The organism is Agrococcus terreus (genome assembly GCF_014645235.1).
GTDB classification, from domain to species: Bacteria; Actinomycetota; Actinomycetes; order Actinomycetales; family Microbacteriaceae; genus Agrococcus; species Agrococcus terreus.
Window position 1 is genome coordinate 41,524 of record NZ_BMLM01000001.1, and the last position, 12,900, is coordinate 54,423.

Annotated in this window: 16 protein-coding genes; 8 read left to right on the forward strand and 8 right to left on the reverse strand. The window is 76.6% G+C overall.

All coding sequences use genetic code 11. From position 1 onward, the window contains the following. Nucleotides 1-70 precede the first annotated feature (70 nt). The 8 genes from hemC to IEW90_RS00240 all read right to left on the reverse strand — a co-directional run bounded on the left by hemC (nt 71) and on the right by IEW90_RS00240 (nt 7,343). On the reverse strand, nt 71-1,018 hold the full coding sequence (gene hemC, locus IEW90_RS13740; protein WP_229679415.1) for a hydroxymethylbilane synthase: 948 nt from the start codon (nt 1,016-1,018) through the stop codon (nt 71-73). Further along, nucleotides 1,015-2,331 carry a ferrochelatase gene (locus IEW90_RS13745; RefSeq protein ID WP_229679416.1) on the reverse strand — a complete coding sequence of 439 codons (1,317 nt, stop codon included), beginning with the start codon at nt 2,329-2,331 and terminating at the stop codon, nt 1,015-1,017. Before IEW90_RS13745 ends, hemC begins: the two co-directional genes overlap by 4 nt. Then, nucleotides 2,328-3,044, reverse strand: coding sequence for a hydrogen peroxide-dependent heme synthase (gene hemQ, locus IEW90_RS00215; protein WP_188714781.1), 717 nt, complete (start codon nt 3,042-3,044; stop codon nt 2,328-2,330). The genes IEW90_RS13745 and hemQ overlap by 4 nt, the downstream gene beginning before the upstream one ends. Then, nucleotides 3,041-4,681, reverse strand: coding sequence for a protoporphyrinogen oxidase (hemG, locus tag IEW90_RS00220; RefSeq protein ID WP_188714783.1), 1,641 nt, complete (start codon nt 4,679-4,681; stop codon nt 3,041-3,043). The genes hemQ and hemG overlap by 4 nt, the downstream gene beginning before the upstream one ends. Continuing rightward, nucleotides 4,678-5,775 carry a uroporphyrinogen decarboxylase gene (hemE, locus tag IEW90_RS00225; RefSeq protein WP_188714786.1) on the reverse strand — a complete coding sequence of 366 codons (1,098 nt, stop codon included), beginning with the start codon at nt 5,773-5,775 and terminating at the stop codon, nt 4,678-4,680. Before hemE ends, hemG begins: the two co-directional genes overlap by 4 nt. Before the next feature lie 86 nt (nt 5,776-5,861). Next, nucleotides 5,862-6,236, reverse strand: coding sequence for a hypothetical protein (locus tag IEW90_RS00230; RefSeq protein WP_188714788.1), 375 nt, complete (start codon nt 6,234-6,236; stop codon nt 5,862-5,864). A gap of 2 nt (nt 6,237-6,238) precedes the next feature. Then, nucleotides 6,239-6,784: a hypothetical protein gene (locus IEW90_RS00235; RefSeq protein WP_188714790.1), complete on the reverse strand. Its 546-nt coding sequence runs from the start codon at nt 6,782-6,784 to the stop codon at nt 6,239-6,241. A 1-nt stretch (nt 6,785) separates the two neighbouring features. Continuing rightward, complete coding sequence (locus tag IEW90_RS00240; protein WP_188714792.1) at nt 6,786-7,343, reverse strand: RNA polymerase sigma factor; 558 nt, start codon at nt 7,341-7,343, stop codon at nt 6,786-6,788. A gap of 167 nt (nt 7,344-7,510) precedes the next feature. On the opposite strand from IEW90_RS00240, the gene IEW90_RS00245 reads away from it, so the two are divergent. From IEW90_RS00245 to IEW90_RS00280, 8 genes are all read left to right on the forward strand, one after another. Then, the gene (locus IEW90_RS00245) at nt 7,511-7,918 is read left to right on the forward strand and encodes an Asp23/Gls24 family envelope stress response protein (RefSeq protein ID WP_188714794.1); all 408 of its coding nucleotides are present in this window, start codon (nt 7,511-7,513) and stop codon (nt 7,916-7,918) included. Next, entirely contained in the window at nt 7,915-8,103 is a 189-nt protein-coding gene (locus IEW90_RS00250; RefSeq protein ID WP_188714796.1) for a hypothetical protein, read from the forward strand. The genes IEW90_RS00245 and IEW90_RS00250 overlap by 4 nt, the downstream gene beginning before the upstream one ends. After that, on the forward strand, nt 8,100-8,411 hold the full coding sequence (locus tag IEW90_RS00255; RefSeq protein ID WP_188714798.1) for a hypothetical protein: 312 nt from the start codon (nt 8,100-8,102) through the stop codon (nt 8,409-8,411). Before IEW90_RS00250 ends, IEW90_RS00255 begins: the two co-directional genes overlap by 4 nt. Before the next feature lie 19 nt (nt 8,412-8,430). Further along, nucleotides 8,431-9,030: a hypothetical protein gene (locus tag IEW90_RS00260; protein WP_188714800.1), complete on the forward strand. Its 600-nt coding sequence runs from the start codon at nt 8,431-8,433 to the stop codon at nt 9,028-9,030. After that, nucleotides 9,027-9,590 (forward strand): hypothetical protein, encoded by a 564-nt coding sequence (locus IEW90_RS00265; protein ID WP_188714802.1) that lies wholly within the window; start codon nt 9,027-9,029, stop codon nt 9,588-9,590. Before IEW90_RS00260 ends, IEW90_RS00265 begins: the two co-directional genes overlap by 4 nt. Nucleotides 9,591-9,678: 88 nt before the next feature. After that, the gene (locus IEW90_RS00270) at nt 9,679-9,867 is read left to right on the forward strand and encodes a CsbD family protein (protein ID WP_188714804.1); all 189 of its coding nucleotides are present in this window, start codon (nt 9,679-9,681) and stop codon (nt 9,865-9,867) included. 136 nt (nt 9,868-10,003) lie between these two features. Further along, nucleotides 10,004-11,371: a glutamyl-tRNA reductase gene (locus IEW90_RS00275; protein WP_188714806.1), complete on the forward strand. Its 1,368-nt coding sequence runs from the start codon at nt 10,004-10,006 to the stop codon at nt 11,369-11,371. Beyond that, complete coding sequence (locus tag IEW90_RS00280) at nt 11,368-12,792, forward strand: MFS transporter (protein ID WP_229679417.1); 1,425 nt, start codon at nt 11,368-11,370, stop codon at nt 12,790-12,792. The genes IEW90_RS00275 and IEW90_RS00280 overlap by 4 nt, the downstream gene beginning before the upstream one ends. The last annotated feature ends 108 nt before the right edge of the window (nt 12,793-12,900 follow it).

Consider the following 12,900-nt stretch of genomic DNA (forward strand, 5'->3'; position numbering starts at 1 on the left):
GCTTCGCGCTCGGTGCATGGTCTCGAGACGGCCGCGCCCTGCGGGCGGGGCCTCCTCGACCAACGGGTGGTTACCGCGCCGCCGCCACCAGCTCAGCCGCGCCGCCCTCGAGCATCTCGGCCACGGCCCGCTCCGCGACGTCGCGCGCCGCCTCCGCGAGCTCTGCCCGGTCGGAGACGGAGTCCAGCGTGTGGGCGTGCGAGGCGGTGATGCGGCGCGAGCCGTCGAGCGCGTAGGCGGAGGCGGTGAGGAAGAGCATGCCGTCCTCGACCTCGGCCCGCGCGCCCAGCGGCGCCGCGCATCCGGCCTCGAGCCCCGCCAGCACGCGGCGCTCGGCGTCGACCGCGGCTCGCGTCGCCACGTGGTCGGTCTTCGCCACCGCGGCGCGCGCCGAGGCGTCGCCCGCGCGCACCTCGACCGCGAGCGCGCCCTGCGCGGGCGCGGTCGGGAAGCGCGAGAGGTCGAGCAGGTCGGTCGCGGCGCCCTCGAGCCCGAGGCGGCGCAGGCCCGCGAGCGCGAGCACGACCGCGTCGAGGTCGGCGCCCTCCCCCGTCTCGGCGTCGCCCTGCGCCCGAGCGAGGCGCGTGGGCACGTTGCCGCGGATGTCGACGACCTCGAGGTCGGGGCGGGCGGCGCGCAGCTGCGCGGCCCGCCGCGGCGAGCCGGTGCCCACGCGGGCGCCCTCGGGCAGCGCGTCGAGCGTCAGGCCGTCGCGCGCGCACAGGGCGTCGCGCGCATCCTCGCGCTTCGTCACGGCGGCGAGCTCGATGCCCTCCGCCGGCGCCGTCGGGAGGTCCTTCATCGAGTGCACGGCCACGTCGACGGTGCCGTCGAGCAGCGCGTCGCGCAGCGCCGAGACGAACACGCCCGTGCCGCCGAGCTGCGACAGCGACGTGCGGTCGACGTCGCCCTGCGTCGTCACCTCGACGATCTCGACCTCGCCGGCGAAGCGCGCCGCGACGGCGCGCGTCTGCGCGAGCGCGAGCGCCGAGCCGCGCGTGCCGACCTTGAGCGTCACGGCTGCAGCCCCGCGATCGCGGGCCGGAAGCCCAGCCGCGGGTTCTCGCAGCAGCCGGGACGGCACACGTCGTACCAGGTGTGGATCGACGTGACGGCCTTCCGCTCCGCGACCGGCCGGCCCTCGAGCCGCTCCTGCACGAGGTCGACGAGCGCGCCCACGTACTGCGGGTCGATGCCCGGCGTCGGCGTGCGGCGCACCCACAGGCCCGCCTCGGTGGCCGTCTCGATGGCCTCCTCGTCGAGGTCCCACATGACCTCCATGTGGTCGCTCACGAAGCCGAGCGGCACGATCACGACGGCCTTGCGGGCGCCCGCGCCGTCGGTGCGGAGCGCCTCGATGGCGTCGTTGATGTCGGGCTCGAGCCACGGCTGCGAGGGCGGCCCGGAGCGCGACTGGTAGACGAGCTGCCAGGCGACCTCGGGGGCCGACTGCTCCATGACCCACTCGGCGGCCGCGAGGTGCTGCGCGGCGTAGCCGCCGCCCTCGCCCCACTCGTGCAGGTCGGGCGCGCCGGAGCGCTCCGCGTCGGCCGTGGGGATCGAGTGCGTCGCGAACAGCACCTCGATCTCGGCGTCGGCGAGGCCTGCGTCGTGCGCCTCGGCCACCGCGGCGCGCACGCCGTCGACGAACGGCGCGAGGAAGCCGGGGTGGTTGAAGAACTGCCGCACCTTGTCGATCTGCATAGACCCCTGCAGGCCCGTCGCCTCGAGCGCATCCGCCCAGTCCTCGCGGTACTGGCGGCACGACGAGTACGACGAGTAGGCGGACGTGGGGATCGCGAGGAGCCGCTGCGCGCCGGCCGCGGAGGCCTCCTGCAGCGCCTCGTCGAGGTAGGGCGCCCAGTTGCGGTTGCCCCAGTAGATCGGCAGGTCGATGCCGGCCGCGTCGAGCGCCGCGCGGAGCGCCGAGACGAGCTCGCGGTTCTGCTCGTTGATGGGGCTGACGCCGCCGAAGTGGCGGTAGTGCGTCGAGACCTCCTCGAGCCGCTCGTCGGGGATGCCGCGGCCGCGCGTGACGTTGCGGAGGAACGGGATGACGTCGTCCTGGCCCTCGGGACCGCCGAAGCCGGAGAGCAGGATGCCGTCGTACGCGACGGGCTCCTCGACGTGCTCGGGGCCCGCCTGGGCGGCCGGGGTCGCGCTCGGCACCGCGGCGCCCTCGGCGAGGAAGACGCCGGTCGCGGCCGCGGGCTTCGTCTCGCGGCGCGCGGGCGCCTGCTCCTGCTGCGCCTGCAGCTCCTCCTGCTGCTGCAGCGGCGCCCCGCCGCAGCATCCGCCGCCGCAGCAGCCGCCGGTGGTCTGCTCGCTCATGCGAGCACCTCCTCGATCTCGTGGGTCTCGATGCGGCGCCCGGTGAAGAAGGGCACCTCCTCGCGCACGTGCAGGCGCGCCTCGGTGTTGCGCAGCTCGCGCATCATGTCGACGAGCTCGGTGAGGTCGTCGGCCTCGAGCGGCAGCAGCCACTCGTAGTCGCCGAGCGCGAACGCCGACACGGTGTTCGCGAGCACGCCGCGGTAGGCGGCGCCGGCGCGGCCGTGCTCGGCGAGCATGCGGCTGCGGTCCTCGGGCGGCAGCAGGTACCAGTCGTAGGAGCGGTTGAAGGGGTAGACCGTCATCCAGCCCTTGGCGTCGATGCCGCGCAGGAAGCCCGGCACGTGCGACTTGTTGAACTCGGCGTCGCGGTGCACGCCCATCGCGCTCCAGGTGAGCGTCGTGCCCGAGAGCTCCGCGGAGCGGCGGATGCGGCGCGCGGCCGCCTGCAGCGCCTGCGGGTCCTCGCCGTGCGTCCACACCATGATGTCGGCGTCGGCGCGGAGGCCCGAGACGTCGTAGACGCCCCGGACGACGACGCCCGTCGCCTCGACAGCGGCGAGCTCGTCGGCGATCGGCGCGCCGGCAGCGGCGCCGACGGCCGTCCCGCGGCGGTGCACGGTGAAGAGCGTGTAGCCGTCGTGCGACGCCTGCGCGTCGGTGCCGGCGCCCGCGTCGTGGGCCGCGTCGTGGTGGTGGGCGTGGTCGGTCATGCCTCTCCTCGGTGGGTGCCCGTCTCGGTGGAGCGGGGCTCGGATGCGGCGTCCTCCGCCGCGTGGGTCTGCTGGGCGGCGGCGTCCTGCGCGGCGACCTCGGCCTCGTGGGCGGCGAGCTCGGCCTCGACGTCGGCGGTCCAGGGCGTGCCGGGCACCGCGAACGCCTCGCGGCGGATGCCGGTGGCGGCCTGCCGCGCATCCGGCACGACCTGCGCGAGGCCGGTGCCGGCGACGGCGGCGCCGACGAGCACGAGGTTCGCCTGCGCGGCCGCGGCGGCGCGGAGCGCCTGCTGGCGGGCACGGGCGCCGACGACGCTCGACGGCTGGCCCTGCTCCCAGCGCACCCGGGCGCTCGCGAGCGGCGCGGGCAGGGTCGTGCCGAGGATGGCGCTCGCGTCGGCGAGCGCGAGCTCGGCCGCCTCCGCGTCGCTGAGCCCCTCGGTCGCGGGCGCGCCCGCGCCCGAGCCGTACGAGAGCCGCACGACCTCGCGGCCGGCGGCCGCCTCGCGCAGCCACGACCACTTGGCGCTCGAGTGGGTCATCGCCTTGGCACGGATGCGCGTGACGTCGGCCGCGACGAGCACGCCGGTGCCCCGCGGGTCGCCCTGCACGGCGCCCTCGGGCAGCACGAGCGTGACGAGCTCGACGGTCACGCCGCCGGCGCCGCCCGCCGCGGGCGAGCCTGCGAGCTCGCGGAAGCCGTCGAGGCCGCCGAGCACGCGCAGCGCCTGCGCCTCGGGCATCGCGACGACGAGCGACGAGGCCTCGAGGGCCTCCCCCGCCTCCGTCACCACGCGCCAGCCTGCCTCGACCGGCTCGGCGGTCGCGACGCGGACGCCGGTGCGCAGCTCGGCGCGGTGCTCGCGGGCGCGCTCGACGAGCCGCTCGGCGATGCGGTGGACGCCGCCGCGGATGCCGAGCACGGCCGAGCCGGGCTTCGACGCGTTCGACGGCGCGGCGTCGCCGCGCGCGACGGCCGCCGCGCGCTCCTCGAGCACGAGCGCGACGCCGCCGGAGAGCGAGCCGGCGCGGGTGATGGCGTTGTTGAGCCCGGGCGCGACGGTGCCGACGTCGAGCACCTCGGGGTCGGCCGAGTACACGCCGCCGGCGAGCGGAGCCACGAGCCGGTCGAGCACGCGGGCGCCCATGCGCCGGCGGACGAGCGGGCCGAGCGCGTCGTCCTTGCCGAGCTTCAGCACCGGCATGAGGCGGTCGGCGTAGGCGCGCAGCGCCCCGCCCCAGCCGACCGCGTCGATGACGTCCTGCGACAGCGGCGAGGAGGGGATGCCGAGCAGCGTCGCCTTCGGCAGCGGCACGGCGCGGTCCTCGAGCTGCAACCAGGCGCCCGCGACGTTCGGGGCGACGATGTCGCCGTCGAGGCCGAGCTCGGCAGCGAGCTCGGCGACGGCGCCACCGCGGGTCGCGAACGACTCGGCGCCGGCGTCGAGCGCGAGGCCGTCGAGCTCGAGGCGGGAGGCGACGCCGCCCAGGTGGTCGGCCGCGTCGAGCACGAGCACGCGGTAGCCGCGGCCGGCGAGCTCGTGCGCGACGACGAGGCCGCCCATGCCCGCGCCGGCGACGATCGTGTCCCAGCGCGGCGCGGCGGCGTCTGCCGCCTGCGCGGGCTCGGTCATCGGGCGTGCACCGCCTGCACGATGCGGGTCAGCACCGCCGGGTCGGTCTCGGGCGGCACGCCGTGGCCGAGGTTGAACACGTGCGCGCGGGCGACGGAGGCGGCGACGAGCACGTGGTCGATCGCGGCCTCGATGGTCTCCCAGTCGGCGCCGAGCACCGCCGGGTCGAGGTTGCCCTGGACGGTGACGTCGCTGTCCATGCGCTCGAGCGCGACGTCGAGCGGCACGCGCCAGTCGACGCCGATGCAGTCGACGTCGAGGTCCATCGCGCCGTACAGCTCGCCCGCGCCGACGCCGAAGTGCACGAGCGGCACGCGGCGGCCGGTGGCGTCGACGAGGTCGCGCACGGCGTCGAGCGCGCGACGGCTCGCGGGGGCGACGTGCTCGCGGTACTGCTCGAGCGGCAGCGAGCCGGCCCACGAGTCGAACAGCTGCGCGGCGCTCGCGCCCTCCTCGACCTGGGCGCGCAGGAAGCGGCCCGTGACGTCGGCCGCCCAGCGCATGAGCGCATCCCACGACTCGGGGTGCGCGCGCATGAGGCGGCGCGCCTCGAGGTGGTCCTTCGAGGGCCGCCCGGCGACGAGGTAGGCGGCGAGCGTGAAGGGGGCGCCCGCGAAGCCGATGAGCGGGGTCGTGCCGTCGCCGAGCTCGGCGAGGCCCGCGACGGTGCGCCGCACGCCCTCGCGCACGGGCTCGAGCGTCTCGTCGAGCACCGCGGGGTCGAGCGCCGTGATGCGCTCCACGTCGGCGGGCGTGCGCACGGGCTCGGCCACGACGGGGCCGATGCCGGGCTCGATCGTCACGTCGACGCCCGCGAGGCGCAGCGGGATCATGATGTCGCTGAAGAAGATGGCGGCGTCGACCCCGTGGCGGCGCACCGGCTGGAGCGTGATCTCGCTGGCGAGCTCGGGGTCGAGGCAGGTGTCGAGCATGTCGCGGCCCACGCGCAGGGCGCGGTACTCGGGCAGCGAGCGCCCGGCCTGGCGCATGAACCACACCGGGGTGACGTCGGGGCGGTCGCCTCGGTAGGCGCGCACCAGGCGGGCGGCGCCGGTGCGGGTGTTCAGCGGGTGGTCGTCGCGCAGCGCAGGCATCGTGCCTCCATCATCCCACCTGCGGCTATGAGCCGCCCACTCGGTCGTGCGCCCGCATGGCACGGCTGCTGCGCGGCGGATCGGCCTCAGGCCGCGGGCAGCTCGGGGGCCGCGGCCTCGGCGGCCTCGATCCGCCGCACCTGCACGCGGACGCGCACGTCGGCCCAGTCGGCCGGCATGGCGGCCCGCACGGCGGCGGCCACCGCCGCGGCCACCTCGCGGGAGTCGGCGCCCTCGTCGACGCCGATGCTCACGACGACGCTGCGCGCGGGCACGAGCGAGACGTGGGCGAGCACGGGCGAGGGCGCGAGACCGCCGGCGATCGCGGGCGCGGCGCGGTAGCCGCGCACGACGCCGGGCGTCGCGACGACCGCGGCGTCGGCGCGCTCGGCCACCTCCTGGGGCGGCGTCGCGCCGCCCTCCGGCTCGCGGCGGTCGGCTGCGATGGAGCTGTCAGCCATGGTCACTCCTCGATCTCGAACACGTCGTCGACGACGACGTCCACCTGGCGCAGCGGCGCCGGCGTGTGGGGCGCGAGCGCCGCGTGCACGGCGGCGCGCACCTCGTCGGCGCGGGTGCGCATCGGGGCGCCGAAGCGCACGCCGAGGGTGAGCCGCACGTCGAGCGCGCCGTCGTCGAGCCGCAGCGCCACGCGGCCCACGAGCACGCCCTCGACGCCGTCGCCCGCGCGCCGCACGAGCTCGCGCAGAGCGCCCTCGGTGACCGTCGTCTCGGTGCGCTCGTCGATCGCGCGGATCGGCAGGTCGCGCCCGGCGCGCACCTCGCTGCGCACGACCGAGAGCACCCGCTCGACCCAGGGCGCGTCCACGGGACGGGCGTCCTCGTCGGTCATCTCGCGCGTGAGGCGCGAGAGCCGCTCCATCGAGGCCAGCACCGCACGGCACTCCGCATCCTCCTCGATCGCCGCGATGCGCGGCACGCGCCCGGCGTCGAAGTAGGCGGAGAGCTGCTCGAGCGTGTGCCCGGAGTCGCCGATCGTCTCGTCCATGTCACCTCCACCCTTCCATCGCCGCGAGCACGGCGCTGCGGGCCCGCGAGAGCCGTCCGCGCACCGTCGCCGGGCTCGTGCCCAGGCGCTCCGCGATCTCGTCGTACGAGAGCTCCGCCATCTCGCGCAGCAGCCACACCTCGCGCTGGTCCTCCGGCAGGCGCGCGAGCGCCTCGCGCAGCGCGGTCGTCGCGAGCCGGCCCTCGGCCACGCGCTCGGGCGCCGGCGAGCGGTCGTCCTCCTGCTCGACCTCCGGCATCGGCTGCACGTCGCGCCGGGCGCGCGTGCGGAGCACGTCGGTGGCCCGCCGCGCCACGGCGGTCGCGAGCCACGAGCGGACGCGCTCGGGCTCGCGCAGCTCGTCGAGCCTCCGCCATGCCGTGATGAGCGCCTCCTGCACCACGTCGTCCGCGTCGCTCGAGCTGCGCATGTAGCGCGTGGCGAAGGCGACGAGGAAGGGCGAGTGCCGCCGGACGAGCACGGCGAACGCGCGATCGTCGCCGTCCTGCGCGCGCTGCGCGAGGAGGGCGTCGGGCGCTGCGTCGAGTGCGGGGCTCATCTCGCGCCGACCGTAGCCATCGAGCCCATCCACTCCCCTGGGCTTCCGCTGAAGGACAGCCGAACGGAAGATCCGTGCGACGGATCTGTGACGAATGCCGAGCGCATGACGTCCCAGTCGTGAAGGCCCCGCCACCGAGGCGGGCCGCAGACCTGGAGGAGACAGAGATGGCTGTGAGCACCACCCAGCAGACCGAGGCGATCAAGGGCACGACGACCGTCGTCGACCCGGTGGTCGCGAAGATCGCCGGCATCGCGGCGCGGGAGGTCCCCGGCGTGCACGCGCTCGGCGGCGGCGCCGCCCGCGTCGTCGGCGCGGTCCGCGACGCCATCGGCCAGACGGACCTGGGCCAGGGCGTCCACGTCGAGGTCGGCGAGACGGAGGTCGCGGCCGACGTGACCATCGTGGTCGCCTACCCCGAGCAGCTGCAGGTCGTCGCGGAGGGCGTTCGCCGCGCGGTCGGCCGAGCGATCACCGAGCTCGTGGGGATGCAGGTCGCCGAGGTCAACGTGACCGTGAGCGACGTCCACATCCCGGGCGACGAGCCCGAGCCCGAGGAGTCGCGAGTCGCATGAGCGCCGTGACGATCGGCCTGCTGACCGGCCTCGCCCTCGCGGCGATCGGCCTGGCCTGGGGCTTCTGGGGCTTCCTGCTCGCGATCGTGCTCGGCGCGATCGGCGCCCTCGTGGGCGCCGTCGCGACGCGCCGGATCGACCTGCGAGCCGCGGTCGACGCGGCGCGCGGCCGGAGCGCGGGATGACCCTCGAGCTGCCCGGCTCGGTCCGCATCGCGCCCCGCGCGCTGCGCCAGGCGGTGCGAGCCGTCGCCGCCGAGACCCTCGGCGCCCCGCCCTCCGAGGTGCGGGCCGAGGTGCTCGAGCGCGGCGGCTCGCTCGCCCTGCGCATCGCGGGGCCGATGCGGCGGACTCACCAGCCGCTGCTCGTCGCGGCGGAGGACGCCCGCCGGCACCTGCTCGAGCGGGCGGGCGCCATCACCGGCGCAGCGCTCGCGGGATGCGAGCTGCGCATCACCGCGTGCATCGCCCACGAGGCGCCGCGCGCCCGCTGATCACCCACGGAGGACCACCATGATCGAGACCGACCCCGCCGAGCGCACGGCGCTGCCGACGCGCGATGCCCGGGCGCTGCGCCGCCTCGAGCGCCGCGAGCTGCACCGCTCGCGCTCGCTCTCGGCGAGCGTCGCGCTGTGGGCGACCGCGCTCGCCCTCGCGGCGCCCGGCGCCCTCGTGCTCGCCGATCGCGCGGGCCTCGCGATCCCCGGCGTGCAGCTGCCCGGCGCCGACGCCGTCGCGTCGCTCGCCGGCGCCGCGGGCCCGGTCGGCATCGCCATCGGCGGCGCCGCGGCCGCGATCGGCCTCGTCCTGCTCGTGCTCGCGCTCGCCCCGGGGCGCCGCCAGCGCCACGCGCTGAAGCGCGACGGCATCGCCGTGATCGTGGACGACCGCGTGCTCGCGAACGCCATCTCCCGCACGGCCGCACGCGCCGCGCGCGCCACCCCCGACCGCGCCCGCACCGTCGTGGGGCGCGGCAGCGCCGCCATCACCCTGCGGCCCGCCACCGGCTTCCGGCTCGACGCCGCCGCCGCCCGCGAGGCCGGCACCACCCTCGTCGAGCACCTGCGCCCCCGCGGCGCGATGCGCGTCGTCGCGAAGGAGGAGCGGGCATGAGCCGCTCGAGCCGACCCCTCAACCGCATCCTGCTGCTCGTGCTCGGCATCGCGTGGCTCGCCGCCGGAGCGTGGCTCGTGCTGCGGCAGGCGCTGCCCGACGCCCTCGCACCGGTGCAGCCCGCGCTCGACGCTGCTGCGGCCCTCCAGCCGCTCGGGATCCCGCTCGACTGGGCGATCGCGTCGGCTGCGGCCGGTGGCGCCCTCCTCGTGCTGGCGATCGTCCACACGGCGACCCGAGGCCGGGGCCGCACGGGCGACGCGGCGGTCGCCGGCTCGGTGGTCGTCGACCGCGCCGCCGTCCGCGACGTGCTCCGCCAGGAGCTCGGCGACCACCCCGACGTGCTCGACGTGTCGGTGCAGCCCTGGCGGCGCCGCCGCGCGGCCGCGTGGCGGGTCGTGGTGCACACCCGCACCGGCGCCGCGCTCGACCGCGTCGTCGACCGCGCGGCCGAGGCCGCGCGCGCCACCCGCGACGCGCTCGGCACGGACGCCCCGATCCTGGTCCACATCGCAGGCGGCCTCCGCGCCGCCGTCGCGTCGGACCGCCGGGCGGCCTGACGCCGATCCGAACCCAGACCCCGCGCCGGCCGCCCGGCCGGCGCACCACCCACCGCGGTCGACGACCGCATCCGAGAGGAGGCCCGACATGGGCATGGACGACAAGATCCGCAACAAGGCCGAGGAGCTCAGCGGCAAGGCCAAGGAGGTCCTGGGCGCCGCGACGAACAACGAGCGCCTGGAGGCCGAGGGCAAGGCCGACCAGACGCAGGCCAAGGCCAAGCAGGCCGGCGAGCACGTCAAGGACGCCGCGAAGGACGCCTTCGGCAAGCAGTGACGATCCACACGGCGCCCGGCCTCCGCAGCACCGCGAGCGCCGGGCGTCGTCGTGCGAGCCCGACGTGCGAGCTCGATCGCCGAGGGCGGACGAGCCCGTGTTGGGGGACAGATGCCTCGGCCGGTAGGCTGGGTCGGTGCTGATCTGCCTCACGGCGAGTCACAAGAACGCCGACTTCACCGCCCTCGAGGCGCTGGCGACGGCGGACGCCAAGGCGATGCCCTCCTCGCTCGCCTCCCACCCCGCCGTCGACGGGGCGGTCGTGATCTCGACCTGCAACCGCTTCGAGGTGTACCTCGACGTCGACGCAGACGAGCACCGCGCCCCCGAGATCGCCCTCTCGGCCGCCGCCGCCGCGCTCGGCGAGCACCACCCGGAGGCCATGGCGCCGCTCGCCGACGGCGACGCCGCCGAGCACCTCTTCGCCGTCGCCGCGGGCCTCGAGTCGGTCGTCGTCGGCGAGGGCGAGATCGCCGGGCAGGTGCGCCGCGCGCTCGCGTCCGCCCAGCGCGCTGGCACCACCTCGCCGCAGCTCGAGCGCCTGTTCCAGCGCGCCTCCGAGACCCAGCGCGGCATCAAGAACCGCACGGGCCTCGGCGAGGCCGGCCGCTCGATCGTGCGGCTGGGCCTCGACCTCGCGAGCGCGAGGGTCGACTGGTCGCAGGCGCGCGTGCTGCTCGTGGGCACCGGCCGCTTCGCCGCCGTCTCGCTCGCCGAGCTCCGCCGCCGCGGCGCCGAGCGCATCGAGGTCTGGAGCCCCTCCGGCCGCGAGCGCTTCGCGCGCAGCCACGGCATCCCCGCCGTCGACGGCCGCGACGCCGCGCTGGCCGTCGCGATGGCCGACGTCGTCGTCACGTGCACGAGCGCCGACCACCACGTCGTCGACGCCGCGCTCATCCGCGAGGGCCGCGCGCGCCTCGCCGCCACCCACGCGCACCCCGGCGCCGAGCCGGCCGCCGCGCACGCCGGCTGCCCCATCGGCCTCGGCGCCGGCGGCGACGCCGCCACCTGCCCGCTGCACCACGGCGGCCACGAGGCCGCCTGCCCGGTCGACCACGGCCGCCCCGCGCAGGTCGTCGTCGACATGGGCCTGCCGCGCAACGTCGACCCCGACGTGCGCGACGTGCACGGCATCGAGCTCCTCGACCTCGAGACCATCCGCCTCCACGCACCGCTCGAGCACCTCACCGCCACCGACGACGCCCGCGCGATCGTGCAGAAGGCCGCTCGCCGCTTCGAGCGCGGCACCGAGGAGCGCCGCGTCGCGCCCGCGATCACGGCGCTGCGCCAGCACGTCGAGGAGGCGCTCGAGGCCGAGCTGGCGCGCGTCGCCAAGCGCGGCACCGAGGAGGAGCGCAAGGTCGCCGAGCAGGCGCTGCGCCACTTCGCGGGCGTGCTGCTCCACAAGCCGACCGTCCGCGCGCGCGAGCTCGCCGCCGACGGCCGCCACGACGACTTCCTCGCCGCGGTCGACGCCCTCTTCGGCATCGACGACGTCGCGTGACGTCGTCGGGGTCCGAGCCGACCACCGGCGCGCACGGCATCCTGCCGCCCGCCGGCGTCGAGGTCGACCCGGCTGACGTCCCCGACGGGCACGCCCCCGCGAAGCGCCGCCGGCTCGTCGACCTCACGCCGCTGCGCGCCTCCCCCGCGTTCGCGCGCCTGTGGTTCGGGAGCGCCATCAGCGGCATCGGCGCGCAGATGACGATCGTCGCCGTGGGCCTGCAGCTCTACGACATGACGGCGAGCACGATGGCCGTCGCGCTCGTCGGCGGCATCGCCCTGCTGCCGATGATCGTCGCGGGGCTGTGGGGCGGCATGCTCGCCGACGCCTTCGACCGCCGCCGCGTGCTGCTCGTCTCGAGCACCGTCGGCTGGGCGTCGGTGCTGGGCCTCGTCGCGCTCTCGACATGGGACGCAGCGCTGCTCGCCGAGGGCGAGCGCGCGCTCGTGTGGCCGTTCTACGTGCTCACGACGCTCAACGCCGTCGCGTCCACCATCTCGGGCGCGACACGCAGCGCCGTGACCCCGCGCATCCTGCCCGCGCACCTCATCTCGCGCGCGACGGCGCTCAACGGCATCGCCATCGGCATCATGCTCACCACCGGGCCGGCCCTGGCGGGCGTCCTCGTCGCATCCGTCGGCCTGCCGATCACCTTCGCGATCGACGCCGTGCTCTTCACCGCCGGCTTCCTCGGCATCCTCGGCCTGCCGAAGCTGCCGCCGCTCGGCGAGGTGGCGAAGCCGGGCCTCGAGTCGCTGCGCGACGGGATGCGGTTCCTGCGGCACGCCCCGAACATCCGCATGTCGTTCGCGGTCGACATCATCGCGATGAGCCTCGGCCGGCCCTTCGCGCTGCTGCCCGCCGTCGGCGCGGTCGTCATCGGCGGCGGCCCCGTGACGGTGGGCGTGCTCACGGCCGCCGCCGCGGTCGGCACGCTGCTGGCGAGCCTGTTCTCGGGGCCGGTCGCGCACGTGCACCGCCACGGGGTGGCCGTGGCGCGCTCGATCATGGTCTACGGCGGATGCTCGGCGCTGTTCGGCGTCGTCCTGCTCGGCATGCAGCTCGGCCTCGGCGGCGAGGTCGGCGCCTCGCTCGAGGACGTGTCGTGGCCCGCGCTCGCGCTCGGAGCCCTCGCGCTCGCGGGCATGGGCGCGAGCGACGAGATCAGCGCGATCTTCCGCTCGACGATGCTCCTCACCGCCGCGCCCGACGACATGCGCGGCCGCACCCAGGGCATCTTCACCGTCGTCGTCGCGGGCGGGCCCCGCATCGGCGACCTCTACGCCGGCGCCGCCGCCTCGCTCGTGGCGCTCTGGTGCCCGCCGCTCGTGGGCGGCCTCCTCATCGTCGCGCTCATCGCCGTCGTCACCCGTGCGCAGCGCACCTTCCTCGCGTACGACGCCCGCACGCCCACCCCGTAGCGCACCCGATGCGCGCCGTAGCGGGCGGCTCACGACGCGCTGAGCGCGCCGCGCGGGCGCTTCGGCTCTCGTGCGGCATTGCTGAGGCGGCCTTGCGCGGCGCCCGCG